Annotated in this window: 28 protein-coding genes and 5 pseudogenes; 21 read left to right on the top strand and 12 right to left on the bottom strand. The window is 69.1% G+C overall.

Annotated features, from left to right (window positions below):
* Positions 1-5 precede the first annotated feature (5 nt).
* A complete protein-coding gene (locus FHU36_RS21645) occupies positions 6-617 on the bottom strand; it encodes a CGNR zinc finger domain-containing protein (RefSeq protein ID WP_246502527.1) in 612 nt (203 codons plus the stop codon).
* A 161-nt stretch (positions 618-778) separates the two neighbouring features.
* Here FHU36_RS21645 and FHU36_RS21640 point away from each other — a divergent pair.
* Both FHU36_RS21640 and FHU36_RS21635 read left to right on the top strand, forming a co-directional pair.
* Positions 779-1,174: pseudogene (locus FHU36_RS21640) on the top strand (VOC family protein); the annotation flags it as partial.
* The gene (locus FHU36_RS21635; protein ID WP_185085741.1) at positions 1,066-1,485 is read left to right on the top strand and encodes an SRPBCC family protein; all 420 of its coding nucleotides are present in this window, start codon (positions 1,066-1,068) and stop codon (positions 1,483-1,485) included. The pseudogene FHU36_RS21640 and the gene FHU36_RS21635, both read left to right, overlap by 109 nt.
* 715 nt (positions 1,486-2,200) lie before the next feature.
* Here FHU36_RS21635 and FHU36_RS21630 read toward each other — a convergent pair.
* Positions 2,201-2,686, bottom strand: a complete 486-nt coding sequence (locus FHU36_RS21630; protein WP_185085740.1) for a hemerythrin domain-containing protein — start codon at positions 2,684-2,686, stop codon at positions 2,201-2,203.
* A gap of 289 nt (positions 2,687-2,975) precedes the next feature.
* On the opposite strand from FHU36_RS21630, the gene FHU36_RS45780 reads away from it, so the two are divergent.
* The 3 genes from FHU36_RS45780 to FHU36_RS43655 all read left to right on the top strand — a co-directional run bounded on the left by FHU36_RS45780 (position 2,976) and on the right by FHU36_RS43655 (position 4,766).
* Positions 2,976-3,098, top strand: a complete 123-nt coding sequence (locus tag FHU36_RS45780) for a hypothetical protein (protein WP_281394320.1) — start codon at positions 2,976-2,978, stop codon at positions 3,096-3,098.
* Positions 3,099-3,451: 353 nt separating this feature from the next.
* Entirely contained in the window at positions 3,452-4,054 is a 603-nt protein-coding gene (locus FHU36_RS21620; RefSeq protein WP_221496509.1) for a hypothetical protein, read from the top strand.
* A 46-nt stretch (positions 4,055-4,100) separates the two neighbouring features.
* Positions 4,101-4,766: a hypothetical protein gene (locus FHU36_RS43655; RefSeq protein WP_221496508.1), complete on the top strand. Its 666-nt coding sequence runs from the start codon at positions 4,101-4,103 to the stop codon at positions 4,764-4,766.
* Positions 4,767-4,819: 53 nt separating this feature from the next.
* Here the strand turns inward: FHU36_RS43655 and FHU36_RS21610 are convergent, their stop codons facing one another.
* Positions 4,820-6,019 carry a DUF418 domain-containing protein gene (locus FHU36_RS21610; RefSeq protein ID WP_185085739.1) on the bottom strand — a complete coding sequence of 400 codons (1,200 nt, stop codon included), beginning with the start codon at positions 6,017-6,019 and terminating at the stop codon, positions 4,820-4,822.
* 109 nt (positions 6,020-6,128) lie between these two features.
* Between FHU36_RS21610 and FHU36_RS21605 the strand changes: the two genes are divergently transcribed.
* Positions 6,129-6,887, top strand: coding sequence for a TetR/AcrR family transcriptional regulator (locus FHU36_RS21605; RefSeq protein WP_185085738.1), 759 nt, complete (start codon positions 6,129-6,131; stop codon positions 6,885-6,887).
* 362 nt (positions 6,888-7,249) lie between these two features.
* On the opposite strand, the gene FHU36_RS21600 is transcribed toward FHU36_RS21605, so the two are convergent.
* Positions 7,250-7,678, bottom strand: a complete 429-nt coding sequence (locus tag FHU36_RS21600) for a helix-turn-helix domain-containing protein (RefSeq protein ID WP_246502526.1) — start codon at positions 7,676-7,678, stop codon at positions 7,250-7,252.
* 62 nt (positions 7,679-7,740) lie between these two features.
* Between FHU36_RS21600 and FHU36_RS21595 the strand changes: the two genes are divergently transcribed.
* Both FHU36_RS21595 and FHU36_RS21590 read left to right on the top strand, forming a co-directional pair.
* Positions 7,741-8,685, top strand: coding sequence for an NAD(P)/FAD-dependent oxidoreductase (locus tag FHU36_RS21595; protein ID WP_185085737.1), 945 nt, complete (start codon positions 7,741-7,743; stop codon positions 8,683-8,685).
* Positions 8,686-8,687: 2 nt separating this feature from the next.
* Positions 8,688-10,124, top strand: coding sequence for an MDR family MFS transporter (locus FHU36_RS21590; RefSeq protein ID WP_185085736.1), 1,437 nt, complete (start codon positions 8,688-8,690; stop codon positions 10,122-10,124).
* A 73-nt stretch (positions 10,125-10,197) separates the two neighbouring features.
* Here FHU36_RS21590 and FHU36_RS21585 read toward each other — a convergent pair whose 3' ends face one another.
* The 4 genes from FHU36_RS21585 to FHU36_RS21570 all read right to left on the bottom strand — a co-directional run bounded on the left by FHU36_RS21585 (position 10,198) and on the right by FHU36_RS21570 (position 13,672).
* Positions 10,198-11,184, bottom strand: coding sequence for a hypothetical protein (locus FHU36_RS21585; protein WP_185085735.1), 987 nt, complete (start codon positions 11,182-11,184; stop codon positions 10,198-10,200).
* A 101-nt stretch (positions 11,185-11,285) separates the two neighbouring features.
* A complete protein-coding gene (locus tag FHU36_RS21580) occupies positions 11,286-11,519 on the bottom strand; it encodes a hypothetical protein (protein WP_185085734.1) in 234 nt (77 codons plus the stop codon).
* 432 nt (positions 11,520-11,951) lie between these two features.
* On the bottom strand, positions 11,952-12,605 hold the full coding sequence (locus tag FHU36_RS21575; RefSeq protein ID WP_185085733.1) for a response regulator: 654 nt from the start codon (positions 12,603-12,605) through the stop codon (positions 11,952-11,954).
* Positions 12,593-13,672, bottom strand: coding sequence for a sensor histidine kinase (locus tag FHU36_RS21570; protein ID WP_246502525.1), 1,080 nt, complete (start codon positions 13,670-13,672; stop codon positions 12,593-12,595). The genes FHU36_RS21575 and FHU36_RS21570 overlap by 13 nt, the downstream gene beginning before the upstream one ends.
* A gap of 176 nt (positions 13,673-13,848) precedes the next feature.
* On the opposite strand from FHU36_RS21570, the gene FHU36_RS21565 reads away from it, so the two are divergent.
* Both FHU36_RS21565 and FHU36_RS21560 read left to right on the top strand, forming a co-directional pair.
* Complete coding sequence (locus FHU36_RS21565) at positions 13,849-14,226, top strand: DUF6069 family protein (RefSeq protein WP_185085732.1); 378 nt, start codon at positions 13,849-13,851, stop codon at positions 14,224-14,226.
* Positions 14,227-14,388: 162 nt separating this feature from the next.
* Positions 14,389-15,561, top strand: coding sequence for an alpha/beta hydrolase (locus FHU36_RS21560; RefSeq protein WP_185085731.1), 1,173 nt, complete (start codon positions 14,389-14,391; stop codon positions 15,559-15,561).
* 848 nt (positions 15,562-16,409) lie between these two features.
* Here the strand turns inward: FHU36_RS21560 and FHU36_RS21555 are convergent.
* Positions 16,410-17,024: a helix-turn-helix domain-containing protein gene (locus tag FHU36_RS21555; protein ID WP_185085730.1), complete on the bottom strand. Its 615-nt coding sequence runs from the start codon at positions 17,022-17,024 to the stop codon at positions 16,410-16,412.
* A gap of 80 nt (positions 17,025-17,104) precedes the next feature.
* On the opposite strand from FHU36_RS21555, the pseudogene FHU36_RS21550 reads away from it, so the two are divergent.
* The 4 genes and pseudogenes from FHU36_RS21550 to FHU36_RS21535 all read left to right on the top strand — a co-directional run.
* Positions 17,105-17,275 (top strand): annotated as a pseudogene (locus FHU36_RS21550) (FAD-binding protein); the annotation flags it as partial.
* Positions 17,276-17,388: 113 nt separating this feature from the next.
* Complete coding sequence (locus FHU36_RS21545) at positions 17,389-17,733, top strand: YbaB/EbfC family nucleoid-associated protein (protein WP_185085729.1); 345 nt, start codon at positions 17,389-17,391, stop codon at positions 17,731-17,733.
* A complete protein-coding gene (locus FHU36_RS21540) occupies positions 17,730-18,635 on the top strand; it encodes a WXG100-like domain-containing protein (protein WP_185085728.1) in 906 nt (301 codons plus the stop codon). The genes FHU36_RS21545 and FHU36_RS21540 overlap by 4 nt, the downstream gene beginning before the upstream one ends.
* A 14-nt stretch (positions 18,636-18,649) precedes the next feature.
* Positions 18,650-19,159, top strand: coding sequence for a LysM peptidoglycan-binding domain-containing protein (locus FHU36_RS21535; protein WP_185085727.1), 510 nt, complete (start codon positions 18,650-18,652; stop codon positions 19,157-19,159).
* A gap of 647 nt (positions 19,160-19,806) precedes the next feature.
* On the opposite strand, the gene FHU36_RS21530 is transcribed toward FHU36_RS21535, so the two are convergent.
* Positions 19,807-20,397 carry a TetR/AcrR family transcriptional regulator gene (locus FHU36_RS21530; RefSeq protein WP_185085726.1) on the bottom strand — a complete coding sequence of 197 codons (591 nt, stop codon included), beginning with the start codon at positions 20,395-20,397 and terminating at the stop codon, positions 19,807-19,809.
* A gap of 328 nt (positions 20,398-20,725) precedes the next feature.
* Between FHU36_RS21530 and FHU36_RS46460 the strand changes: the two genes are divergently transcribed.
* The 7 genes and pseudogenes from FHU36_RS46460 to FHU36_RS44685 all read left to right on the top strand — a co-directional run.
* Entirely contained in the window at positions 20,726-21,892 is a 1,167-nt protein-coding gene (locus tag FHU36_RS46460) for an amidohydrolase family protein (RefSeq protein WP_185085725.1), read from the top strand.
* A gap of 11 nt (positions 21,893-21,903) precedes the next feature.
* Entirely contained in the window at positions 21,904-22,362 is a 459-nt protein-coding gene (locus FHU36_RS21520) for an anthrone oxygenase family protein (RefSeq protein WP_185085724.1), read from the top strand.
* Positions 22,362-23,600 carry an SGNH/GDSL hydrolase family protein gene (locus FHU36_RS21515; protein ID WP_185085723.1) on the top strand — a complete coding sequence of 413 codons (1,239 nt, stop codon included), beginning with the start codon at positions 22,362-22,364 and terminating at the stop codon, positions 23,598-23,600. Before FHU36_RS21520 ends, FHU36_RS21515 begins: the two co-directional genes overlap by 1 nt.
* A gap of 163 nt (positions 23,601-23,763) precedes the next feature.
* Entirely contained in the window at positions 23,764-24,177 is a 414-nt protein-coding gene (locus FHU36_RS21510) for a hypothetical protein (protein ID WP_185085722.1), read from the top strand.
* A 185-nt stretch (positions 24,178-24,362) separates the two neighbouring features.
* Positions 24,363-25,016: a maleylpyruvate isomerase family mycothiol-dependent enzyme gene (locus tag FHU36_RS21505; protein ID WP_185085721.1), complete on the top strand. Its 654-nt coding sequence runs from the start codon at positions 24,363-24,365 to the stop codon at positions 25,014-25,016.
* 146 nt (positions 25,017-25,162) lie between these two features.
* Positions 25,163-25,315, top strand: a pseudogene (locus FHU36_RS44690) (transposase domain-containing protein); the annotation flags it as partial.
* Between the two features lie 15 nt (positions 25,316-25,330).
* Positions 25,331-25,673, top strand: a pseudogene (locus FHU36_RS44685) (transposase); the annotation flags it as partial.
* 103 nt (positions 25,674-25,776) lie between these two features.
* Here FHU36_RS44685 and FHU36_RS21490 read toward each other — a convergent pair.
* Positions 25,777-26,124, bottom strand: coding sequence for a VOC family protein (locus FHU36_RS21490; protein WP_185087508.1), 348 nt, complete (start codon positions 26,122-26,124; stop codon positions 25,777-25,779).
* Positions 26,125-26,355: 231 nt separating this feature from the next.
* Positions 26,356-26,808 (bottom strand): annotated as a pseudogene (locus FHU36_RS21485) (recombinase family protein); the annotation flags it as partial.
* Positions 26,809-26,996: the final 188 nt, after the last annotated feature.

The following is a 26,996-nucleotide window of genomic DNA, read 5'->3' as shown; positions in this document are numbered from 1 at the left end:
CGCGATCAAGGGCGCGCGGTGGACTTGCGATGGTGAGAGGCGCGGGCTTTGGCGCGGTTCCCGCAAATGTCCATTGAGCACCAGGTCCGGCGCCGATTGCGGGAGTAGTCGTAGAAGGCCCATCGGCAGCTAGGCTCCCGGCAGGCCTTGAGCCGTGTCCACGTGTCGGCCGCCACGGCTTCGGCGACGACGGCGAGCAGTCGGGCCAGCGCGGCATCCACCGGCACCCGGGCCCGGGCCACCAGCCGGGGCGGAAGGACGGTCACGTCGAGCGTCAGCGGGAGGTCGCGAGCGAGGTCGGCGAGTTCGGCGCGGGCAGCGGGATTGAGGCCGTCCGGACGCGGGCTCGCGATGGGCTCGGCGTTGTTCTCGGCGATCAGCGCGCGCAGTCCCTCGCGTACCCGTTCGGCACGGTCGCGCTGCTCCGCGTTCACATCGGCGTCGCCAGGCATCAGGCCGCGGGTGTGCAGCCACTGCGCCAGCTGCTGTGGTGTTCCGATCTCGTCGCCGTCCCGGCGGCGAGTGTTGACGAACTCCTCGATCACGCGCAGCGGCATCGGCGCCGTCCCGGCCGTGAGGTTGTCCGGCACCGGCTCGGCAGCACGCTCATTCGCCATACCGCACAGCCTAACCAGCTATCAGCGATGGTAGGGTATCTAACCGTCGTAATGCCTACGTCAGTTAGATCAGAAAGGCTCGCTGTTGAGCGTCAGCATCGGCAACATCTGCATCGACCTGGCAGGCGGTCACTGGGTACCAGGTCGCTTCCTCGGATGAGGGCACCACCTGTCTGGAGGACTCGAACAAGAGCGGCGTGGGCCTGTCCCCGCAGGCCGTGCCCGAAGGCCGGGAGGGCAGGAGCCGGCTGCACCTGGACCTGTTCGCTGATGACCTGGTGGGCGAGGTCGACCGGATCCAAGCGCTCGGCGCGACCGAAGTGCAGCGCTTCGATGGCTGGGCTGTGCTGGCCGACCCCGAGGGCAACCAGTTCTGCCCGTCGTCGCCGCATAGACGCGCTCCCGGACGCGCAACGTCGGTTTCCAACCACTACAGGAGAGACAAGACATGGCCACCGTGCATAAAGAGATCATCATCGATGCCGACCCCGCGGCCGTGTGGGCGATCATCGGCGACTTCACCGACGGGCCCACCCGGATGGCACCGGGTTTGGTAACCGACAGCCGGCTCGACGAGCCGGACGTCAGGGTCGTCACGTTCGCCGACGGAACTGTGGCGCGTGAGCGGCTCATCACGCTCGACGAGGAGACGCGTCGGCTCGTCTTCTCTGTCATCGGCGACACCATGCAACCGACACACGACAACGCGTCGATGCAGGTCGTTGCGCACGGGGACGGCCGCAGCCGGTTCGTATGGATCCATGACGTGCAACCGGACGACCTCACCATCCCGATGGGCGCCGTAATGGACCACGGCCTGAGCATCTTCAAGCAGACGGTGGAGTCCTCCAGCGAGCACCTCCGCTAGGTCAGTTGTGTAATTGCGGGTCGCAGTCCTTCGATGAGGACCGCAACCCGAGGCAGTTGCCGAACGGGGGCTGCCCCACCGTTCCCGGCAGGCGCGTGCCTGCACGGCGATGGGATCGTGACTCGTCATCACAGCAAGATCAACTTGTGGCTGGTTTTCCCGCTGGTTCTGGATCCGGGCAGGAGGCCGGCGGCGTTGTGGTTATGCGGGCAGCGGGCGTTCATCAGGTCGGATCAACGGGTGAGGATGAGGTGGTCGCGCGTGTGTGGCGCTCGGCGAGACGGCGCAGGTGCATGAGGGTTGTGGCGGCCCGGTGACGCCGAAGTCCTCGCCGAGCAGGCCCAGGTGGACGGCGAGGGGCTCGACCGTGTCCGCGCCGGTGTGCAGGACACAGGTGCGTTCGTCGACGCGCTCGTCCGTTCCGGCTGCCGGGCTGATCCGATCGGCGACGACCTCGGCCGGCGCGCGCACGGTGACCTGCGCCCGATAGCGCCAGGCGGCGGAAACCCGGCGTGGCGCGTACGCGGCGAGGTCGTCGTGGGCAGGTCGCGCGGTCGGAAGCGGGGGCCGGTCGGGGCGCGAGGTCGTATCCGGTCGACGCGGAAGGCAGGCCACTCGCTCGGCTCGACGTCCCACGCCGGCAGATATCAGCGGCCGCAGTGGCTTGGCTGGGTGCGGGACGGCCGCTGGCACAGCTTCAGCGAACGCGGTGCGGTCAGTGGCGGTGTTCGGCGTGCGCCAACTCGACGAAGAGCTGCTCTGCCTCGGACGCCTGAAGCCGCTGTTCGAGGAGCGGCAGGTAGAGCTCCTCTTCTTTCGCGAAATGGACCTTGACCAACGTGTACAGGCCGTAGAGGACGCGGCGTAGAGCGGCCCGCCGTTCGTCGCTGAGCCCTTCTCTGTCCAGCGCGTCGTGCAGCGTGCCGAGCTCGTGCGCGAGCCGACCGACCTCGACGTGGTCCCTGGACATCGTCGCGGTGGCCTCCGCAGCTCCCATCACCCGGTCGATCACGGGATACAGCACCCGGTCCTCGGCTTCGGCGTGCGGGATGAGATGATCGCGCAAGAACAGTTCGAGCTCGGTAAGCGCAGTGTCGAGCGCCTCGGGTGTCGTGTGATCCAGCGTGTCGGCCACTGTGCACAGTGTTTCGATGTGCGGCAACAGGTGCGCGTGCTCGTCACGCAGCGGTTGGAGCAGCATGGTCGCAAGCTCCTCTCTGCGGAACCGGCGAAGTGGGCAGGCACAGGCGCCACTTTCGGATGCTTGTCCCTTTTGGTCAGGCTACAAGCTGCGGCGTCTCTCAGCGCATGAGGGTGGCAAGCATGGGGTCATGAGTGCGGCTGCTCCAGGGGAGGGCCTGACGCGGATCAACGGCCGCGCTTGAACACCCGACTATGACGAGACGCGGGGGCGGTCGCGTTGCGGGCGTCGGGGCTCCGCTGCGACGGGGTGCGGCTGTCATTGGCCGACGGGGAAGCCGCAGGACAGGATGTCTTCCCACGTGGTGCCGCGTTATCCGGGGGACGGCGTTGTGGTCACCACTGACTGGAAGAAGTGCTCGCGTGAGCTTCTCGACCACGACGCGGTGCTGATCCGGGAGGCGCTCGCGTGATTGCGGATACGGGCTGCTTCCACGGGCAGAGCGACCCGCAGACATGATCACCATGCCAGCGCTGCGGGCCTGGCGGTCACCCACCCAGAAGATTCGTGTCCGTGTATGTCGACTCTCGTGTGCGTTTACCTGAAGTTCTCGGCGCCCGTGCACATGCCCGCCTCGATTCGCCCTACGGCGTCACCGGCGAGCCTCCCTGTGACGTAGAACTGTTCACCAGAGCCACGGCCTCGTCGAGGAGTTGTCTCTCGTCCCGGCTCAGGGTCGGGTTGGCGGCCCGTATCGCCAGAGCCCTTTCGAGGTCGATCGCGTGGTCGACACCGCTGAGCAGGGAAACCAGGATCATACGGGCCATGGACGCCTCGACCCGCGAGGGGCTTGAAGCCGTCCGCGAGGAACACGGGGCGGGCCTGGCCGCGCTTGGTGGCCGGCGTCTGACTGGGTTCGCGCTCGTGCGTTTTGTCGAGGACGGAGACTGGTTCGCTGACTGCCCCGTCGTCTTGGACTTCGACGGCGTCCAGGCGGAGATCTGCCACTGGAAGTTCGATGAGCTGTCGATCAGCTGGAACAGCATCGACACGACGGCCGCGATCAGCGGCTGGGAGTACGTCGAGCAGACACCAGCGTGGTCCGACGCCGACGAGCGGCTCGAGTCGTTCGTCGGCCAGGAACTCCGCGAGGTTGCTCTGCTCGAGTGGCGGCCATCTTCACGTCACGACCTGGCGGACGGCACCCTCGCTGTGGAGTTCGTCTTCGGCGCAGGTCGATTCCACCTCGCCAACGCTCTTGATGAGAACAGCATCGATGTCGGCGATGCCCATCCGGATTTCGTGCGGCACCGGCTGGGCCGGGGCGCTGATTTGCCGGGGCGTGGGACCGGCGGGGGTGGAAATGTCAGCGAGCCGGCCGAGCAGCCGGTCCAGGGCATTCGTCTCCCGAGGTCGCCGATCGGGTGAGAGCTGAGTGGGCGGACACTGTCGCGGGCCCGCGTGGTCTCGCGGCATGCATCCGCATCCGCGCTTCCAGAACCTGCCGGCCATCCCTCATGAGGTGGTGGTCGAGACGTTGGAGCGGGCCCTGCGCGACCGCTCCCAGGAGGGCGAGGCGGCGAACGTGCTGGTCGGGATCGCGTTGTACGACAATGACCAGGCGTTCGTCGAGCACTGGTGCATGGAAGTCGGGACACGGGCCATGGCGGGTAGCCGCCTGCTCGGACTGGCGGGCCTCTGCCTGGGACATACCGCCCGACGCTTCCGGTATCTCCGCGATGAGGCACTTGCGCGCAGGCCCCTCGTGGCTGATGTCGTCGACCACCTCTCGGTGACCAGGAGGTCGGCCGGCTTGACCAGACTCCACCGTCGAGAACGGCAGGCCGTGCTCGGCAGGTCTGGACTACACGATCTTCTTGATCTCCCGGCGCTCGGGCAGCGGGAACGTCTTCGGGCGGCCATCCTTGCACTTGGGGTAGAGCGAGTTGAAGCCGTCGGCGTGTGGAGCACGTCCCGGACCCGGTCCGGGCAGGTGGACGTCACCGTCGCGATCTTGGCGACGTCCATTGCCCTGGGCGGACACACGCCGCCCGAACTCGAGTCCGGACGGCGCGTCACAACAGGGCGAAGGTCGCCTGATGCGGCACTGGATGGCACATCGTTGCTCAGCGGTCGGTGAGACGCAGGTCGAGCGGCTCTCCCCGGCCCCGGTCAGGGTGGTGTGCGCAGCGACTACGCCCGAGGCCCGTAGGTCAGGCGGCGCAGGACGAACTCGGCGGGACCGGCCTGCTTGCGCTTGTCGAGCAGACGGGCCACCAGAACGGTCGTGAGCCAGACGGTCACCGCGATGATCAGACCGGTCACCGTGGGACTGCCGAAACGGTTGCCGAGGGCGAGCGTGAAGGGCGCCAGGAGGACGAGCCAGGCCACCGATTGGAACAGGTATCCCGACAGCGAGCGCCGGCCCAGGGCCGAGAGGGCACCGACGACGGAGCCGGGCCGGGTCACCCGCATGGCGATCAGGCCGAAGACGGCCACGTAACCCGGGCCGGCGAACATGCCGCTGGCGCCGTGGAGCATCAGCGTCAGACCGGCGGCCGACTCCTCGACGTGCAGCCATCCGGCACTGACCAAGGCGGCCGGGAGCCCTCCGGCGATGGCGACGCCGAGTCCGAGGACGGCGGTCCACGCGAGCAGGGTCTTGTGGCGGGCGGGCTCTTCGAGGACGCGGCGGCGGGCGGCCCACATGCCGAGCCAGGCGATCATGATGAAGGGCAGGACGGTCAGGGTGTGCATCGGCCATTCGCCGAGGCGGTCCAGCATGGACTCCAGGTACCCGGGCGCGGCGAGGGAGTCGATGTGGCCCGCCGGCAGCGGGGCCGACCCGCCCAGACCCTCGAGGACGCGACTCGCCACGAGGGCGCCGATGACCAGGATCTGGACCGCCGACAGCGCCCAGAGCACCAGTACTATCCGGTGGAACCTCTCGCTGCGGCGCAGCAGCACCAGGGTCATCACGATCCCGACGATCCCGTAGGCGCCGAGGAAGTCGCCGTAGAACAGCAAGGCGGCGTGCGCGAACCCGAAGGCGACGAGCCAGAGATTGCGGTGGATCAGCACGGAGCGGACCTGCTTCGGCGTGGCGCCGGAGGCGTCCTGGCGGTGGGCGAGTTGGACGAGTCCGTAGCCGAACATGACGGCGAAGACCGGGTACCCGCGGGCGTGGACGAGTTCGAAGAGCAGGAAGTTGAGGCCGCGGTCGACTCCTTCCGGGGTGGCGTCGAGTCCGGGCTGGCTGGCGAAGACGACTCCGGCGACGTTGGCCAGCGCGATGATCAGCAGCATCGCGCCCCGGGCGAGGTCCGGCGCGAGAGCACGTTCGGCCCGTTGGACCGGTCCTCTCGACAGCCGCGGTGCGGCATGAACGCTCATGTTCGTCCCTCTCAAGATCCAGATTTAGTGTACGAGAGAAACTATCACGGATATACAAATAAGGTTCTGGCATGATGAGGGCTAACTTTCCGGGGCGAACGAGGGAGCCATGACCAGCGAGGACTTCGTTCCGGCGGCGCTGCGCCGGCTGTGGCGGATGCCGGACTCCTCGCGTCTCGGGCGGCCCGCGGCCCTCGACGTCGACCTGGTCGTCACCGCCGCGGTGGAGATCGCCGACCGTGACGGGCTCGGCGGCGTGACGATTCCCAAGGTCGCCAAGAGCCTCGGCTTCACGGGGATGTCCCTCTACCGGCACGTCGGATCCAAGGACGAGTTGCTCACGCTCATGGCCGACGCCGCTGCGGGCACGCCGCCGGACCTGGACACCGACGACTGGCGCGAAGGGCTGCGCACCTGGGCCTTCGCGCTGCGCGCGGTGTTCCGGCGTCGACCGTGGCTGACGCGCGTGCCCGCCTCCGGACCGCCCTCTGGCCCTAACCAGATCGCCTGGATGGAGGCCGCGCTCGCAATCATGTCCCGCACCCGCCTCGACTGGGCGCACAAGGTCGGCATCCTGACGCTGATCAACGGCTACGTGGTCCAGTCGGTGCGGCAGTACAGCGAGCTCGCCGAGGGCAGGGCCGAAGGCCAGGGGCAGGCCGACGCCGAGCGCGACTACGGTCGCGCGCTGGTCCGGCTCGTCGATTCCGAGCACTTCCCCGAGACGGCCCGGCTGTTCTCCTCGGCGCTGTTCGAGGCGCTGCCGTCGGACACCCCAGACGCGACGATCGCCGACATGGACTTCTCGCTCGGACTGGAGGTGATCCTCGACGGCGTCGCCGTCCGGATCGAGCGCTCCAGTTCCTGAGCCGCATCCGGCTCTTGCGACCTGACGCATACTTCGGCCTGAGACGTGGCGGCGGGCAATCGCGCTCTCTCAGGTCCATGTCCTGTTTGGCGGTTGATCGTTCGAACCGTCGTGACGACGTTCCGCCGATCTTCGGCGGCCTCCTGGCAGACAAGGGGCTTCACCCCCGAGGCCTACGGCTCCCGCCTGGACATCGACTTCGGCCGGCTGCATGACGGGCCGGCCGGGGTGGCCTGGCCGTCAGCCGGTGCTCGTCAGCCGGTCGCCTTCGGCCATCCGCCCGTTGCAGCGCTGCCGCGTTGCCTCTGCCGGGCAGGGCTGTGACCTGGCGCTGGATGTCCCACAGGACCTCTGGCGGTGGTTCAGATCACGCACCCGTCGTTGTGGAGGTTCTGGGGTCCAGCCGCGGTCTCCGCAATCCGCCGGTAGTCGGGGCACTGGGTGAAGTCGTCCGCTGTGCACTGCATAAGGTGCTCGATGAGCGCCTTGGAGGCCGATATCTCGTACAGCCGGCGTTCCAGTTCCGCGTGGTGCCGCTGGAGGAGTGCCTGGCGCTCGGCCTGGCCGGAGACGGTGAGAACCTCGCGGATCTGCTCCAAGCTCATGCCCGCCGCTTTGGCGCGGATGATCGTCATGACGCGGATGACGTGGTCGCGGGTGAAGCGGCGGCGGCCGTTGACCCTGGAGGCGGGGGCCAGCAGGCCCATGGCCTCCCAGTGGCGCAGGACATGCGGGGCCAGGTCGAACCGCTCCGCGAGTTCCCCGATCCGCATGGAATCGCTTGACTTCATGTTGACATTAACTTGCAGACTTGCCTTCACGTCAAGCGATGACCGCTCTTTGGAGGCAAGAAATGTTCGACGTCGTCATCGTCGGCGGAGGTCCGGCCGGCATGGCCGCTGCTCTGACCTTCGGACGGGTCCATCGGCCGGTGGTGTTGATCGACGCCGGGGAGGGCCGTAACGCCACCGCCGGCAACGTGCACAACTTCCTCACCCGGGACGGCACGCCTCCCGCCGAGTTGCGCAAGCTCGGCCGTGAGGAACTGGCCGCGTATCGAACGGTCCAGACAACGGCGGGGACGGTCACCGATGCCCGCGCGCTGGACGGTGGCGGCTTCCACCTGGACCTGTCCGGAGGTGGGACTGCAGCCGCGCGGCGCCTCCTGCTGGCTACCGGGCTGGCCGACGAGCTTCCCGGCCCGCGCGGAGTAGAAGCGCTGTGGGGCCGTTCCGCCTTCCACTGCCCCTACTGCCACGGCTACGAATGCACCGGCAAGCAGGTCGCCGTGCTCGGCGCGGATCCGGCCCGGGTACGGCTGGCGCTGCAGCTGAGCCGCTTCGCCGCCGACGTCGCGCTCTGCACCGGCGGTCAGCCGCTCGACCCGGCGGCGCGGGCCACGCTGGAATCGCATGGTGTCGCCGTGCGCTGCGAGGCCATCGCCCGGCTGGAGGGGACGGACGGCCGGCTGGAACAGATCGTGTTCGAAAAGGGCCCGTCCCTGGCCAGGGACGCGGTGTTCGTCGTCAACGTGCCGCGCCGGCGCTCCGATCTGGCTGATCGTCTCGGCTGCACGGTCTTCGCCGACGGGTGCGTGGAGGTGAACGAGTTCGGCCAGACCAGCGTGCCCGGCGTGTACGCGGCCGGTGACATGGCACGGCGGGTCACCGTGCCGATGCCCATGGCCGCGGTCATCGCTGCGGCGGCCAGTGGCACCGTCGCCGCGGCGGTCATCGACCAAGACCTGCTGTGCGCTGACTTCGGCCTGCCCAACCCGCTCGCGCAGGCTAGGGGCTGATCATGGTGTCCGCAGACCTCGCGCAGACCGCCGCCCCCTCGAAGGGCAGCAATGTGCCGCTCGCCACGGCCGGTCTGCTGATCGGCATGCTGCTGTCGGTCCTGGACCAGACAGTGGTGGCCATCGCCCTGCCCGACATCGCCGCCGACCTGGGCGGCATGGACGCGATCGGCTGGATCGTCACCTCCTACATGCTGGCCTCGACCGCGACCGGCGCGCTCTACGGCCGGATCAGCGACCGGTTCGGCCGGCGCCAGGTGTTCGTCACGGCGGTCGCCGTCTTCGTCGTGGGCTCCGCGCTGTGCGGCCTGGCCCAGACGACGCCCCAACTGATCGCCGCCAGGACCACCCAGGGCTTCGGGGCCGGAGCGCTGTTCGTGTTGCCGACGATCGCGTTGTCGGAGCTGTACCCGCAGCATCTACGCAGCAGGGTCCAGGGCTTCACCGGCGGCGTCTTCGCGCTGGCCAGCGTGGGCGGCCCGCTCGCCGGTGGCGCGATCACCGACGCCTGGGGCTGGCGCTGGATCTTCTACATCAACCTGCCCCTCGGCCTGCTCGCCATGGCGCTCACCGCGTTCGCGCTGCGACTGCCCAAGCCAGGCGGGGACGGCAAGGTCGACCTGGCCGGGGCCGTGCTGATCGCGGGCGCGACGGTGAGCCTGCTCCTGGTGGCCGAATGGGGCGGCCGCACGTACGCCTGGACGTCCGGCGTGATCCTGGCGCTGATCGGCGCGGTGGCGGTTCTGGCGGCTCTGTTCGGGTGGCGGGAACGCCGCGCGGCCAACCCGCTGCTGCCGCTGCGGCTGTTCGCCGACCCCACCCTGCGCGTCGCGCTCCCCGCCACCGCGCTGCTCGGCGCGCTGCTCGGCGGCTCGATCGTGTACCTGCCCACCTATCTGCAGGCCGCGTACGGCATGGGAGCCACCCAGGCGGGCCTGGCGCTCAACCCGTACGTGCTGACGTTCATGGCGGTCTCCTCGCTCGCCGGTGCCCGCATCGGCGCGAGCGGCCGGTTCAAGCCCTACCTGATCGCCGGCGCGGCGATCGCGGTGCTGGGATTCGCGCTGCTGAGCCGGCTCACCCCCGACACCCCATACGCCCTGCTGGCCGTGGAGATCGCGGTGCTGGGAGTCGGGTTCGGGCTCCTGATGCAGAACCTGGTGGTCGTCGCGCAGAACGCGGCCTCGCCCGCGGATCTGGCCGCCACCACCTCCGCCGCGGTGTCCGTCCGCGGCCTGGGCCTGTCGCTCGGCGTGGCGGTCTTCGGCACCCTCCTCGCCCGGGAACTCCAGGGCCGGGCCCCGAGCCCGGTGGCGACGGCCGCCGCCCTCCCGGACGTCCTGTTCTGGGGCGCCCCGGCTGCCGCCGTCCTGGTGGCGCTGATGGCCCTGCTGCCCCGCACGGCCCGGCACCCCACATCAGGAGAGGCGACGGCATGAACACCGGCAGACAGACCATCATGATCGAGGGATACGAGACCGTACGTACCCTGCCGGCGCTTCACGGCACGGCTCACGGCACGGCGGGTTGCCCGGCCGGGATCGGTGCGGTGATGGCGCGTTTGGCGGTGACGATCACCCATGTGGTGGCCGTCGCCGTGACCAGCAGCACTGCGCCAGCGGCGGTCAGGGTCGCCATGTCCGGGTGGATGAGGGACTGCCCACGCCCTGCCTGCCAGGTCACGATCGCGACCAGCCCGGAGTAGCCGAGGGCTGCGGTGCCGACCAGGCGGGCGCGTACCTTCTCGTCGCGCAGCCAGGCGTGCCTGCCGGCGAGGACGGCCAGGGCCGCGGTGAGCACGAGGAGCACCTGGATGCCGTGCAGGGCGAAGAAGTGGGGGACCCGGAAGTCGCCCCCGGTCACGCTCCAGCCGGTGAGGGGCATGCCGTGGCCGTCGGGGTCGCCGATGCCGTGCCCCTGGTACATCTGCACGGGCTCGCCGTTGGCGTCGGTCACCGTACGCGGGTGGATCTCGGCGACCATCCAGTAGATCGGCACCAGCATGCCGAAGGTGGCCAGCCCGAGCCCGGCGCGGATCGCCCGGTTCAGGGCTGGTCCGCCGGTGCGCTGGATCAGTACCACGATCGCGATGATCAGCTGCGCGATGAGGATGATCATCACGCCGTAGGTGAGGATGGGGACCAGGGCCAGGGTGACCGGATCGTTCTGGTTGGCGTTGAAGTGACTGATGGTGCCGCGGGCCGCCTGGACGGTGATGGCGGCGACCTCGATGATCGAGGCCAGCGCGAAGACGGTGCCGACCCACCAGCCCAGACGCCTTCCCCTGCTCAGCTTGGTGAGCAGCCAGGCCAGCGTGGCGGCATACAGGGCGAAGGCGAAGCCGAACTTCAACGGCTTGACCCACACCGACTCATCCAGCAGCGTCCGGTCGTCCACCACGAGCCCGACGCCGGCGGCCGGCACCAGGCTCAGCATGAGGAACGCGCAGACCACCAGTGGACGGTGCCAGGGGCGCGCAGGGGTGAGGAAGGAAGTCATGAGGGGCTCCGATCATGGCGACGAGCAGCCCTCGCCCGGGCGGCTGCGATCACGTCGCTTGTTTGCGAATAGCTAAAAGCTAACTTGCTTTCATCGATTCGTCAATCCAGAAAGCAACAAAAGCGGCTGCAATGCAGGATGAGGGCGTCAGGACTTGCAATGATGATGAAGGTGAACGCAAGTCCGGCCTCGACTCGTTTGCAATGGAGTGTCGGCGAACGCAATACTCGCCACACCGCCGGCGCCTGGTTTCGCGGTTGGACGGCCGGCGCCCGCCAGAAACGGCCTTCGAGGAGGCTGAGTGCAGAAAATGGCGGCAGGGAGTTGATCTTCATACCGGTTCGATGACGGCGCCCGTTTGGACTGGATACGGGGCCTACGTTCCTGGGCCATGCCCTTCGCGCTCCGCGCTGTAAACGTGTTCGCCGAAGGCTCCGAGCGGTGGAGCGCCCCGCGGGCCCGGCCGCTGTCGATGGCCGACGAGCTGCCCGTGGAGCTGCCCGTGGCCGTGGTCATCGTCGACACCGAGGAGAGGCCCGCGCCCTCCTGTCACAGTTGGACGGGCTGGACATCGAGGCCTGGGCGTCCTGGAGGAGGTCGGGGTCGTACACTGCCGCGGACGGCAGACAGCGCGATGAACTGGCTGCCGGTGCTGCCCGGCGGCGCGGTGGCAGCACCATTTCTGGTGCGCGCCGGCCGGAGATGCTGTCCCGGCCAAAACCAGCGAACGTCGCTGCTGTCACCCAGTTCCCGTGGGCACAGGCCGGTCAGGAAAGGCCTGCGTCGTGGACGAGGAGCGCGATCTGAGTGCGGTTGTCCAGGCCGAGCTTGGTCAGGATGCTGGAGACGTGAGCTTTCGCAGTCGTGATGCCCATGGCCAGCTCCGCGGCGATGTCCGCGTTCGTCCTGCCCTGAGCGATCGCCAGGGCAACCTCGTGTTCGCGCGGCGTGAGGATGGCCAGCGCGGCACGGGCCCTCTCATAGGCCCCGGCCTGGGTGACTGTGCGCTCCATCAACCGCCGGGTGATGCGCGGGGACAGAATCGGGTCACCCGCGGCGACCCGGGTGATGGCTTCGACGATCCGCGTCGGCGAGGTGTCCTTGAGCAGGAACCCGCTGGCGCCGGCGCGTAGTGCGTGCACGATGTTCTCGTCGGCGTCGAAGGTGGTCAGCATGATCACCTCCGGCGGGTGGGTGCGGGCACGCAGCCGACGGGTGGCGGTGATGCCGTCCACGCGGGGCATGCGCAGGTCCATCAGGACGATGTCCGGGGCGTGGGCATCGGTGGCGGTGATGGCCTCCTGGCCGTCGGCCGCCTCGGCGACGACGGTGATGCCGGCGGCGCCGTCGAGCATCATGGACAGCCCGGCACGGACCAGGGCGTCATCGTCCACCAGGAGCACGCGGATCACGCCGGCCATGGTAGCCGGGCATGGAGCCGGAACCGTCCGTCGGTGCTGTGGTGGTCCAGTTGTCCCCCGTCCAGCCGAACTCGCTCGGTGAGCCCGACCAGCCCGATGCCGCTGCTGGGAGCGGTTGGTGCCGCGCCCAGCGGCGGCATCGGGTTGGTGATGGTGATCAGCAGGGGCGTGCCGGGAGTACCGCGCAGTTGCACTTCCACTGGTTGGCCGGGGGCGTGCTTGCGGGCGTTGGTGAGCCCTTCTTGAACGACGCGGTAGCCGGTCCGCCCGGTGGCGGGCGGGACGGCGCCGGGGAGCTCGTCGCTGATGCGTACGTCCTGGCCGGCCTGGCATGCCTCGGCGATCAGGTCCGGCAGGTCGGCCAGCGTGGGCCAAGGTTCCCGCTCGTCCAGGAGGTCGTTCTCCTCACGGAGCAAGCCGATCACCTGGCGGAGTTCTTCCAGCGCCTGGTGCACTCCGGAGCGGACCACTCCGGCGGCCCGGGCGAGCTGGTCGGGGGAGGAATCCGGGCGGTATTCCAGTGCCCCGGCGTGGGTGGCTACCAGCGACAGGCGGTGGGCCAGCACGTCGTGCATCTCCCGGGCGAGCTTGCGGCGCTCGGCCATGCGCGCCTCGGCGATCCGCCGGCCCTGCTCGGTCTCGGCGCGGCGGGCGCGCTCGCGCAACGAGATGAGCAGGGCTCGGCGGGAACGGGCCAGCGCGCCCCAGCCGAGCAGGGCGCCGTACGCGGCACAGATCAGCAGCAGCCACCATCCGAAGGAGATGCCGGAGTTCGGCCGCCACAGCGCCTGGACCAGGTGAGCCGCGATGCCCGCCGCCGCCACCGCCCCAGCGACGCCGAACCGCCCGCACTGAGCCGCCTGCAGCGCCCCCAGCGTCGCCGCCGGCGTCGCCACCGGGGAGATCGCCGCGAGGAGCGTGGCGACGAGCGCCCCGGAGACCGGCCACCACAGCTGGGCGAGCGCCGCGACGAGGCTCACCACCGCGACGACGACGTCCAATCCCACGAAGGATCCGTCGACCTGCCCCCACAGCATCATGGTGGTCGGCGCGCTCACTCCGAGCATCACACTCACCATGCTCGTGGGCCCCGGGGGTCGCCTCTCACTCACCGGCTCAGGCTAGTGGCCGCTACGGCGCGGGCGTCACCTACCAAAGGAGGACCCGAACCCCACCGGGGAAGGACAAAGCGCGACCACGAGCCTGATGCGGCAACCCGCCCAGCGGGGCAAGGCTGATCAGCGTGAACACCTCCACCAGAAGACTCATCCTCACCGTGATCGGCGGCCCCACGGCCGCCCTGGCCGTGTGGGCCCTGGCGGTACCGGTGGCCGGAGCGACGTTGACCGTGCGGATGAGCGGCGGCACCCAAACGGTGGGACCGGCGCTGGTCGCCATGGTCAGCCTGCTGGCCGGGCTCGCGGGCTGGGCGTTCCTGGCCGTCCTGGAACGATGGCTGTCCAGTCCCGGCCGCATCTGGGCGATCATTGCCGTGGCCGTGTGCGCGCTGTCGCTTCTCGGCCCGCTGGGCAGCGCTGTCGGCGCCGCCGCGACGCTTGTGCTGATCCTGCTGCACCTGGTCGTCGGTGCCGTCCTCGTCCTGGGGCTGGCAAGGCGATGAACCTGCCCAATGGGTACCTGATCACTCTGGTTCTCATCGCGATCAAGCTTGGCTACCAGGCCTTCAGCTGGTGGGTCTTCCGCGGCCGGGCCGAGGATCCCGGCTACTCATGACCACACCTGGGCGGTCATGCCCTGTCAGATTTCGATCTTTGGAGCTTCTGTGCCCTTCGGGTATCTGTTCGCTGTAGCGCTCGTGGCGATCGGCACGCTGTTCGCGCTGCGGCCGGTGGCGTTCTCACGCCCGCTCGGCCGCCCGAGCTACTACTTCGGCCTGGCCGCCAATGAACTGCCGTTCGCGGCGTTCTGCTGGATGCTGCTGCTTCCTACTGCGCTGGCGTTCGCCGACGGTGACATCGACTCGGCGGGCGGTTGGGCGGTCGTCGCCCTGGCCGCCGTGACCGCGATCGGGCTCGCGGTCATCGCCTACCGCGCGCTGGGCGAGCGGGCCAGGATCGAGCGCGCGATGGACTTCGGGCTGGGCGCGGGGTGGCGCGTCGCCATCGACGCCGACCTCAGAGTTGGGCTGCGGCGCCGTCCTCCGTGGGGGCGCATCCTGTTCCTGCCCATCTTCCGGCGCCGCCTGGACGTCCGGCGTGTGGCCAACCTCGCCTACGGCGACGCGGGCCGCCGCAACCTGCTCGACCTCTACCACCACCGCTCGCGCCCCTCCGGCTCGCCCGTGATGATCCACCTGCACGGAGGCGGCTACTCCGGGGGCCACAAGAACAGCCAGTCACTTCCCCTGCTCCACCATCTCGCCGGCCAGGGCTGGGTGTGCATCAGCGCCAACTACCGGCTACGGCCGCAGGCCCAGCATCCGGACCACCTGATCGACCTCAAGAAGATCATCGCCTGGGTACGCGAGCACGCCCATGAGTACGGCGCCGACCCGTCGACGCTGTTCGTCGCGGGCAGTTCGGCGGGCGGGCATATGGCGGCACTGGCCGCACTCACCCAGAACAACCCCGCCTTCCAGCCGGGCTTCGAGGACGCCGACACCTCCGTGACCGGCGCCATCTACTTGAACGGCTGGTACGGCACCTACTTCGGCCAGGGCCCCGAGTCCTCGCCGCTGGCCCACATCGCACCGGACGCACCGCCGTTCCTCGTGGCCCACGGCGATCTGGACCCGCTGGTGCCCGTGGAGGATGCCCGGCACTTCGCCGACCGGCTACGCCAGGCCTCGGCCGCCCCCGTCGTCTACGCCGAGCTGCGCGGCGGGAACCACGCCTTCGACCTGTACCACTCGCTCCGCTTCGAGGCCGTCATCGATGCGATCGAAGGCTTCACCGCCTGGGTGAGATCACGGGAAAGAAGAGCCACAGCCGGCTAAGCCGCCGCCCTGGACACTCTCATCACGGACCGCTACCAGGCGAAGAAGCCACAGGTCGCTACCGCTCATTTCTGCACTAAGCCTCCTCGAAGGCCGAACACCATGCCGGCGACTTCTCCCGCCAAAGCGCCCAGATCCTCGGCGCGACCACACCCGCCGGTCCCGGATGCGTGGATTCCGGCAGGCCTCGGTGCGACGCCCTGACCTCGGGATCTGTACTTTGCGTCCCATGACGCCAACCCGGGCGGAAGGCCGTCGATGACGTCGCCGCCGGGGGTGAGCCGGTCGACGACGGCGGCGCAGCGGCGGGGTCGTGAGGGGCCTGGTCCAGCCGATGGTCCTGGCACCCCCGAGCGTCAGCGTGGAGTGGCCGCTGTCGGGGTGAAGGGGGCGCCGCGCCGGGGGTGGTGATGAGCTTGATCGACGGAGACAGTTCGTAGCCCTCCGCGTCCCGGTCCGTCCAGTCGTGGCCCTGGTAGATCGCCTTGTGATCGTGGATCCGCGCCCGGCCGAACAGGCCGACGCTGAGGATGTTGTCGGGCGCGCTCCGGTCAACAGTGGCACGAGCACCCCCTACCGTGGGTTTCGTGCCAAAGTCCCGGTCGGATCGCCGCCTGCGTCGAGCGGCCCGGCATGGTGCGCACCGACCCGGCCCGCCTCTGCCGGTGGAGCACGGCCTGGACCGGATCGCCGACGCCGATCTGCTCGCGGGATCGGGCAGGGTGGCGCGCCGCTCGTGGTCGCCGCGGACCGCGCTGGTCTGGAGCGAGAGCTTCGAGGTGTACGGCGTGCGCAAGATCTGGAAGGAACGCGACCGGCTGCTGACGAACCCGCGCGGTCACCGAGCCTCATCGCGTCGCCGGGTCACCCCCGGTCGGGCCTGCCGTCTTGGGGCGGGCGCGGAGGTGGGCGCGTTCGCCCTGCCTGCCGAACAGGCTGAGGAACTCGACCGGCGCGTCGTCGGCCGAGCCGAACCAGTGGGGGACCCGGGTGTCGAACTCGGCCGCTTCGCCGGGGGCGAGCACGAGGTCGTGTTCGCCGAGGACGAGTCGCAGCCGGCCGTTGAGGACGTAGAGCCATTCGTAACCCTCATGGGTCCGCGGGTCGGGTTCGCACCGGCGGCTGCCGGATGGGATCACGAGTTTGTACGCCTGGATGCCGCCGGTTCGGCGCGTCAGGGGCAGCATGGTCATGCCGTCGCGGGTGATCGGGCGCAGGTGGATGCGCGGGTCGCCGGTGGGCGGGGCGTCGACGAGCTCATCGAGGGTGACGCCGTGGACCCTGGCCAGGGGGAGCAGGAGTTCGAGGGTCGGTCTGCGGGCGCCGGACTCCAGCCGGGACAGGGTGCTCACCGAGATGCCGGTCGCCGCCGACAGGTCGGTCAGGGTGGTCTCCCGCTGCCGGCGCAGCGCGCGTAGCCGGGGTCCGACCGTGTCGAGGGCCCGGTCGAGGTCGTCTTCCATACCTATCAGTTTGCCAGATCAGCAAAGACACTTGCCGTATACGTCTGTGGATTCGCAGGATTGTCGTGGAGGTGGACAGGATGGCCGATCAGTTGAACGACGGCTATGACGTGGTGGTGGTCGGCGGGGGCGCCGTGGGGTTGAGCGGGGCGCTGATGCTCGCGCGGGCCCTGCGGCCGGTGGTGGTGGTGGACGCGGGCGTCCCGCGCAACGCGCCGGCCGCGGGTGTGCACGGGCTGCCGGCCCGCGAGCGCCGTCATGGCCTCGAGATTGCCTAGTTTACCTACCGCTTATGCTACTTTGAGGCGATCATGTATTCGAACCCGCCCGCACGCGGCCGAGCGTATCAGGGCTCAGGAGCACGATGACATCGCCTGCGGACGCGCTTCGGGGAAGCGGTGACGAGGAGCTTGACCGGCTGCTGGAGCAGTTCAGCGGCGAGATCACGGCTCTGGAGGAGCTCCAGGGACGGATCGCCGGGGTCCGCGGCCGCGGCGCGGACGACCAGGGACGCGTCATCGCCGAGACGTCGCTGACGGGTGCGCTGGTCGGTCTCACGATCGACCCGCGTGCCATGCGGCTGGGCTCGGCCGAGCTGGCCGAGGCGGTGCTCCGGGCGGCCGGCCAGGCGACCGCCGACGCCGAGAGGCAGGCCCAGGAGCTGGTCGGGCCGTTCCTCGCCGGCACCCCGCTGGACACAGGCGGTTGAGCGTCCGGCCCGGACGGGCCGCGATCTACACCACCGGCACGTTCGGGATCGCGGCGTTCGTCTTCAAGATGCTCGCGGTCGAGTATCCCGACGGCGATCCGGCGCGCGCCCGGCAGGCCCGAGACGTCTGGTCGCGGCTCGCCGACCGCCTCGAACAGAGCCCGAACCACACCTATCCCGCCGCCGAGGCGGTGTGGAAGAGGAACGGCGGCGCCGGCGTGGAGGCGTTCAAGGAGGCCGTGACCGCCGGGCTCTACCCACCGCCTCCCGACGTGGGATACCCCGGCCTCCTCGCCCGGGTCTGCCGCCGCAACAGCCAGGCGTGCGAGGAGTACGCGGAGGCCATCGAGACGGCGCAGCGCGCCTACTGGACGGCCGCCCTGGCGAACTTCGCGAGCTTCGTCTTCATCACCACCTTCCCTTGGCAGGCGGGGGTGGCCTACCAGCTGTCGCAGTTCCTCATCCGGCGGCTCCAGGCGAAGATCCTCTCCAAGCTGCTCGAACACACCGTCGCCAGGATCGTGGCCGGCAAACTCACCGAGTACACGATCGGCAGCACGTTCTTCGCCGTCGGCGACGTGGCGGTGGTGGCCGGCGTCCGGGCGGCGCGCGGTGAGGACCCGGGCTCGCTCGGCGACAACACCAGGCAGGCGCTGAAGGAGTTCGCCGCCTCGGTCGCCTTCTACGGGGTGTTCGACGCGGCGATGCCCGCTGCCCGGGCCGTCACCAAGAACGTCGACGTGCAGTACTTCCTCGGCCGCCTGGCCGGCGGCTCGATCGGCTACGGCCCCGCGTACGACCTGATGAACGGGCAGAGCGGCACGGAGCTCATCCCCACCTGGAAGGAGACCCTGGGCCGGATCCTGCTCTACTACACCATGGCCCACAAACCCGCCGGCTGAGGAGAGGCAGGCCCATGACCGAAGCGCCGGAGCGGCCGCAGAGCGTCACGGTGACGCCGGACGACACGCTGTGGAGTCTCGCCGAGGAGTACTTCGAGGACAGTTCGCGGTGGAACGCCATCTACGAGGCCAACCGCGACGTCCTCACCGACCCCACGGCGGTCCGGCCTGGCATGGTGCTGCGCCTGCCCATGGAGATCTACCCCCGCCACCTCAGGGCCGTCGCCGGCGTCTTCGCCACCGAGGGCGGCGACCTCGCGGACTTCGTCAGGCAGGCGGGTGACGACCTGAACGCCATCGGCGACTTCTGGGGCCAGGACAAGCTCGCGACCACCTTCTTCAAGGGAGAGGGCGGCAGCATGGGGTACGAGGCCGTCTCCAGCCAGATCGCGCGGGACTTCGAGTCGCTGCGGGAGGGCCACGCCGGGATAGCGGGACGGCTGCGCCTGATGGCCGACCACGTCGAGGTGGCCGACTGGGACAGTATCGCCGCGATCCTCGCCACCCTCTCCGAGCCCGACTAGAGAACGCGGTCATGCCCGAAGCTGACCTGTGAGCACGGCGACGAGGCCAAGGAGCTGAACTGGACCCGCGGCCGCCGGTCCCCCCGGCGCACCAACGGGGTTCATACCCGCCAAGTACGCCGACCACGTGGACAAGGCCCGCAAGCCCGGCGAGGACACAGCGTTCCGGCCCTTCTGGAAGCTCTGCGTGATCTTGTGCGTGCGGGACGGACTGCGCAGCGGCGATGTGTCCGTGCCAGGCTCGCGCCGCTGCGCCGACCCTCCCCCTACCTGCACACGCCCGAGCAGCGGGCGCCCCGGCGAAGCGAGTACTGCCGCCTGATGGGCAGCCGCCATGCGCGGTTCCTGCGCCGCGCCACGAGGAGGCGTAGGCCCGGTCCGGGTGAGTGTGACGATGAGTTGGAGCATGCCGTAGGCGGCCGTCATGGCGTCGGCATCGAACACGACGGTGCGCCCGCTCCTGGTGATGTCGGGCATGAGAGCGGCCAGATCCGCCGCGCGCGGATGATGCAGGGTCGACCTCGAGGCGGAGCGGCTCGGACACCGGGGCCGCGGGCCGGCGGCGTGAAACCGCATCGCCTGGGTGGCGCCCAGGCGCAGGCTCGATTGTGCCTCTCCTCAGGCTTGCCCATCCCGGGTCGGAACGATCAATCGGCCCCGCAGAGCAGCAGGACGCTTCTGGCCAGGGCGTCGCTGGCCTGCTTGGCCGTCATCCGTCCTGCCCGCACCTCGTCTCCGGCGGCGTGGCCGAGGGTGGCGACGGCGGTGACGAGCCAGGGTATGGGAAGGTCGGAGGCGAACTCGCCGGACTGCCGGCCTCGGCTGAGCACCCGTTCGAGGTGGTCGAAGGCCGACTCGTGCCGCTTGCCGTCGGCGGCGGAGTCGCCGGCCGGGGTGGAGACCGTCAGCAGGAGCGGATATCGCTGGAAGGTCCGCCAGCTGATGTCGAGCAGGCGCAGGAGCGCGTCCACGGCGGGTTCCCGGTCCAGCTGGGCTGCCTCCATCTGGGCCGCCGCCTCTGCGGCGATCTCGTCGAACACCGCGCCGATCAGCGCCTCCCTGGTCTTGAAGTGGGCGTAGACGGTCTGGCGGCTCACGCCGGCCGCGACGGCGATCTCCTCGACGCTCGCGTGCGGCTGCACGGCGAGGAGATCCTTGGTCGCCCTGAGGATCTCGCTGGCGCTGCGGTCGGCGTCGGCGCGGCGGCGTCTGCGCCGGGGGGGTGTTATCTCCGACATGTTGTCAAGTTTAACATCCCGCACTATGTTTGACAGCATGTCAGAGTTAATAACCAGGCGTGATGCGCTGAGGGCGGGAGCGATCATGGTGATGGCCGGGACCGCAGTGGGCACGGGTCAAGCCGCAGCGGCATCGGCGGCGCCCTGGATCGCGCTCACCGGCGTGACCGTTGTCGACGTCACCGGGCGCCCGCACCGGCGCAACAGCACCGTGCTCATCCGCGGACAGTGGATCGTCTCTGTGGGACCGCGCCCTGAGATTCCAGAGGGCACACAAGTCATCGACTTGCCCGGCAAATTCGTGATCCCAGGCTTGTGCGATGCCCACGTGCACAGCATTCCCGCCGAGCGCATCTCCCCTCCGCTGTACCTCGTCAACGGCGTAACCACCGTGCGCGAGATGTCCGGAACCCCGCTGCTTCACGCGTGGCGCAAGCGGATCGACCGGGGCGAGTTGCTCGGGCCGCGCTCGGTCATCGCCAGCAGGATCATCGACGGCGCGCCGACCATCGGCGACCCGTCGGTCTTCGCCGAGGTCGCGACCGAAGCCCAGGCCCGCGAAGCGGTCCGCCAGGCGAAGCGGGACGGCGCGGATTTCGTCAAGGTGTACTCCAGGCTCTCGCCCGAGCTGTACCGCGTGGTCGCCGACGAGGCGCGCAGGCACCGAATGCCGCTGGCCGGGCACTGCCCCGACGGGGTTGCGCTGAGCACAGCCAGCAGCCTCGGCCAGTGCAGCGTCGAGCACCTCTACTCCACCTGGTACGACACCTCCACACGGGAGCGGGAAGTGCGCTCCCGGATCGCCGACCTGGAGTTCGCCCAGAGCGACTACGTCAGCTGGATGCGTGAGATCCACCGGCTGGAGTGGGAGGCGGTCGCCGGCTACAGCGCCCGCAAGGCGGCGTCGGTCTTCGCCACGCTGGCGCGCAACCGGACCCGGGTCGTGCCGACTCTGACGGTCTACCAGGTACTGGACCGGCCGGATGAGCTGCTGGACGACGGGCGGCTCAAGTACGTGCCTGCCGCCGTGGCCGACGGCTGGCGGTGGGCGCTGGACAACATCATCAAGGCGGGCCGCACGCCCGAGGTCACCGCCCAGCGGCACGCGCTGTTCGACCGCCGTAAGGCCTTCGTGAACGAACTGGAGGCGGCCGGAGTGCCGGTGGTGGCGGGGACGGACGGCGGCGACGTGCCGTTCGTGGTGCCCGGCTTCAGCCTGCACGACGAGCTGGCCAACCTCGTGAGCTCCGGCCTGTCGCCTCTGCGCGCGCTGCGGGCCGCCACTCTGGAACCCGCGCGGCTGCTCGGGCTGGACGACTCGATCGGCACCATCGCGCCCGGCAAGGCCGCCGATCTGGTGGTCCTGGACGCCGACCCGCTGGCCGACATCCGCAACTCCACCCGCATCCACACAGTGGTGACCCGTGGCCGCGTCATCTCCACGGAGCAGCGGGCCCGGATGCTAGCCAAGATCGAAAGCGCGGCAGCCGCGTGAGGGCCCCGGACATGGTGATCCGCCTCGTCACCGCACTCAGCGTGCTGTCCACCGGTCTGCTCGCGGGCGCCTTCGGCTACGGCGCCGTCAACGTCGCGACCACCTTCAACGCGGTGCCGCTCGACGTGCGGCTGACCTTCCACTCCGCCCTCATGCGCATGAACGGCCCCGTCATGCAGACCATCATGGCGCTGGCCGCCTTGAGCTCGCTGGCCCTGGCCTTGCTTACTCGGCGCTATCTGGCCGGGGTGGCGGGCGTGCTGGCCGTGCTCTCGTTCCTGATCACCCGGTTCGGCAACGTGCCGATCAACGGCCAGATCAAGGTGTGGGCCGTCGGTACGCCCCCGGCCGACTACGCCGAGATCCTCCAGCGGTGGGAGATGTTCAACGTCCTCCGCACGCTTACGGCCTTCGTCGCCTTCGTCCTGATCATCACCCTCACCGTTCGAGCTCAGCGAGGAGATCACTAGTGCGTTTCGTCAGGATCCTCGTGGCGCTGGTCCTCACCACGACACTGGCCGCCCAGCAGCCCGCCTCGGCGGAGCCGGGGCTCGGCTGGAAAGCCGCCTGGTCGGCCGCGCCCCAGCGCCCGGGCACCAACTTCACCCCCAACTGGTCCGAGCAGGGCTTCGCGGGCCAGACCCTCCGGCAGGTAGTGCGGACCACCGTCTCCGGCGCCGCCGTCCGGATCCGGCTGACCAACGTATACGGCACCGCCCCGGTGACGGTCAGCGCCGCCACAGTGGCCCGCAGCTCCACCGGCGGCGCCGTGAAGACGGGATCGCTTCGGCGCCTGACCTCCGGACGCGCGGCGAGTTTCACCATCCCGGCCGGCGCGGAGCTGGTCAGCGACCCGGTGGCACTGCCGGTCTCGGCACTGGAACGGCTCACGGTCACGCTGCACTTCGCCAAGCCGACCGGGCCGGCGACCTACCACGCCCAAGCCATGGCCGCGAGCTTCCGCGCCGAGGGGAACCACGTGGCCGACCAAGGCTCCGCGGCCTTCACCGAATCCAGCGTGTCCTGGTACTACCTGTCCGGGGTCGATGTCCTGGGCGCCTCACGGGGCCGCGACGGCGTGGCGCTGTTCGGGGACTCGCTCACCGACGGTTACGGCTCCACTCCTGGAGCCGACAACCGCTACCCCGACGAGCTCGCCGAACGGCTGGTGGCCGCCCGCCGGCCGCGTGCCGTTCTCAATCAGGGCATCGGCGGCAACCGTCTGACCGTCGACTCCGCCTGGCTCGGCGACAAGGCCACCGCCCGGTTCGACCGCGACGTCCTCGGCCGTTCCGGCGTGGGCACGGTGATCGTCCTGCTGGGTGTCAACGACATCGGCATGAGCGTGGCACGTCAGCCCATGGCTGCACCGCACACCGAAGTCTCGGCCGCCGAGATCATCGCCGCGCACCGCGAGCTGATCCGCCGGGCGCATACCAAGGGCCTGCGCGTCATCGGCGGGACTATCCCGCCCATGAAGGGCTCGCGGTACTACACACCGCTCAGCGAGGCCAAGCGCGACGAGGTCAACGCCTGGATCCGCAGAACCGGCGAATACGACGCGGTGGCGGACTTCGACCGCGCGCTGGCCTCGCCCGCCGCCGAGGATCAACTCGACCCCGCCTACGACAGCGGCGACCATCTGCACCCCAGCGATGCGGGATACCGCGCGATGGCCGATGCCGTGGGTCTCGCAGATCTGGGATGAGCCATCATCCTTCGGGCGCCGCCGGTCACAGCGGCGGCCGCTACCTCGTGCACGTCATGCAGTGCATGGCTACCGGGACCCCGAGTTGGGTGGCGGGTTCGGGGCTCGCCGGGAGATCGAGGGCCTGGCGCCGGGGGGTGGCCGTTTCCCTGGGGTTCAGCAGGTGGCGGCCTGGCTGAACCCCAGGAAGCTGCGCCGGTTGCGCGACCCCGACCAGGACGCCGACCGCATCGTGTCCCTGCTGCGGCTCAGGGGCGGCCGCCGAGCTCGGGGCACCGCCGGACTGGTATGCGCCCACGACATGGACAGCGACTACGGCATCGACCTCGACGACCTCGACCCCGCCCACAGCCTCACCACCGACCCCACCGTGGTACGGCCGAGCCGGACCGCCAAGCTCCTGGGTGAGGACGTGTGGATCGCGGTGAAGCTGCCTGGATCCTACGAGGGCGATGACGACCTGCCCGAAGGCGCCACGGCCCGTGCTCGGCGCTGGTGTGCTCGCCCGCCTTGTGCAGCGCCACCAGATGCGGGGTTCCGGTATTTTCGGCCGAAAACCCAACGAGCACATTTCTGACCTGCACCGTCTCCACAGCAAGCCGGGGCGGGGCGCGCTGACCGCGCCTTGTATGAAGAGTCAGGTTAGAGAAGGGTTCGTTGGATTTTCCGCGATTGCTACCGGAACCCCCGAAGGCAGAGGCGGCATACCGAGGGAGTTGAATAACCACACTGAGTTTTTGGGTGCGTCGACAGGAGGCTGAGATGAACCGGGATGAGATATGGCTGGCGATCGATCACGAGCGGTCCACTCTCGCGGACCTTCTTGACGACCTCTCCGACCAGGAATGGGAGGTCGCATCCCTGTGCTCGGGCTGGCGGGTGCGCGACGTTGCCGCCCACCTGACCCTTGCCCATATGGGTGTCGCGCAGGCGGCGCGTGAGCTGCTGAAGGTCCGCGGAGACATCAACTGCATGCTTCACGACACCGCCGTACGGCAAGCCGAGTTGCCCGTGCGCCAGATCAGCGCCCTGTTGCGGGGCATGGTGGGCTCCCGCAGGAAAGCGCCCGGCGGGCAGCCGCTGTTGGACATCCTCGTCCACGGGCAGGACATTGCCATCCCCCTCGGACGAGACCGCCCAATGCCAGTGCGGGCCGCGGCCTTCTCCGCAACTCGGATCTGGACCATGAAATGGCCCTTCACCATGGGATGGTCCTTTCATGCCCGTCAGGAGTTGACCGGACTCGAGTTCGCGGCCACCGACCACGCCTGGTCCGTGGGACAAGGACAGAGAGTTGAAGGTTCCATCGCGGCGATCCTCCTTTTGCTGAATGGACGACGTGCCGCCCTGACACGCCTGTCGGGCCCCGGCATGACCGAACTGCGTGCTCGCCTGCCACTGGCCACCCAGATCTAGGGCCAATGCCGTGTAGTTAAGCGTGATGCGGGTGTAGTCAAGGGCCACTCGAAAAAGGAACGGAGCTCCTGCCAGAACGGTGTCGACCAAGATCACCTGTTAGAGCGGGGAGCTCCGTTGGAGACCAGGTTTGTCATCAATCGCACCTGGTGGTGGCATCGGGCCCCTTCGCCCCCGGCCATCTCGGGGAACTGACGCAACTGGTGCCCTTCGAGATGGTCGATGAGGCGCTGAAACAGACCGGCCGGGTGCGGCAGCGGGTACGTGACCTGCCTTCCCGGGTGGCGGTCTACCTGGTTCCGAAGTGGACGAAACGGCAGCGCGTCGACGGGATCAGGTGGCGGATGCGGACCGGTGCACCGTGGCGGGACGTGCCCGCCCGGTATGGCAAATGGGAGACGGTGTAGGGCCTGTTCCGGCATTGGCAGCGGGACGGAACGTGGGCGCGGATCCTGAAGGATCTCCAGGCCAGAGCGGACGCCAAGGGTTTGATCACGTGGGATGTGAGCGTGGATTCCACGATCACCCGAGCGCACCAGCACGCCGCAGGTGCGCGTAAGAGGGGATCTGCAGGTAGAACCACCCGGCGGAGTACAGCCCGAGCAGGCTGACCACGGGCTCGGACGATCTCGGGGCGGGCTGACCACGAAGCTGCACTGTCCGCCGAACAGGGCCAGAAGATGCTCTCGCTCGCCGCCATCGCCGCCATCAACGAATGGTGGTGACCTGCGCCCTGCACGGGAATGTGCAGTACAGCGATCTACCGGTGGCCCAGAACGTTGACGACTCGGCCGTTGGGATCCCGGACGAAGAACCGGCGCACTCCCCACTCCTCGTCCTGCAAGGGATGCACGATCTCAGCCCCGCTCTCCCGTACCGCCGCATAGGCCGCGTCCACGTCATCGACCTCGATACTCAGATCGGGTGCAATGGGTGCGGTCTTGTCATGGCTCATGAAGCTGACCTGGGCTTCCGGCACAGACCGAGAAGCCAGCGTCATGATCCAGCCATGGTTCATGACTTCCTCGAAGCCAAGAAGTCCGTAGAACTCCCGGCTCTCCTCCACAGCCTCCGACTGCACGTTAGGTACGACACGGCGAACATCCATCCACAGCTCCTGCCGACGAGCGAGAACGAATCTGCTGGCGATCGTCTCGACCAAGACTAGCCAGGAAGCCATCACCCCGCTCTTCTGAAACAGGCCCCAGTGCCGCATCAGGCAACGTTCGCCCTGTCCCGACCCCCAGGTGGCGCGAAAGGACGGCTCCTCTCGGGTCGACGAACCGATGCCGGACGCTGGGAGGATGAGGCGATGACGGACAGTGAGCCGGTGGCGCTCCTACGGGCGCGATGGGCGAAGGAACGGGCGCGGCCGGCGTGCTGTTGGCCACGTCCAGCAGCACGCCGGCGTGACGTGGGGTCTCCGGCGGGCGAGGTCGTGGCCGGGGAGCTCGGCGCTGGTGTGCTCGCCCGCCTTGTGCAGCGCCACCAGATGCGCCTCCTGCCGAGCGTTCAGCTTCGGTTTCCTACCGCGCAACCGCCCTTCGGCTTTGGCGATCTTCATGCCCTCGCGGGTCCGCATCCGCGCCAGGTCCGCCTCGAACTCCGCGACCATCGCCAACACGGTGAACAACAAGGTGCCCATCGAATTGGTCGGATCGTAGATCGACCCACCTAAGTTGAGCTTCACCGCGCGAGCGGTCAATTCATTCGCGATGTCGTGGGCGTCGGCTACCGAGCGCGCCAGCCGATTCAGCTTCGTCACCACCGGCTCATCGCCGGCCCTGCATGCCGCAAGAGCTGCGCGAGGCTTGGCCGGTCACGGTTTGTACCGGTCAATCCCTTATCGACATAGATTCGGTCGGCGCCAACACCGAGCTCAGCGAGGGCGTCCAACTGCGTGGCCAGGTCCGCTCGTCGGTGGACCCCCGAGCGTAGCCGATCATGAGGCGGCTCATGGCCCACACTCGCACCCGACGG

It is taken from the genome of Nonomuraea muscovyensis (assembly GCF_014207745.1).
GTDB classification, from domain to species: domain Bacteria; phylum Actinomycetota; class Actinomycetes; order Streptosporangiales; family Streptosporangiaceae; genus Nonomuraea; species Nonomuraea muscovyensis.
This window is presented reverse-complemented; position numbering and strand designations above follow the sequence as displayed.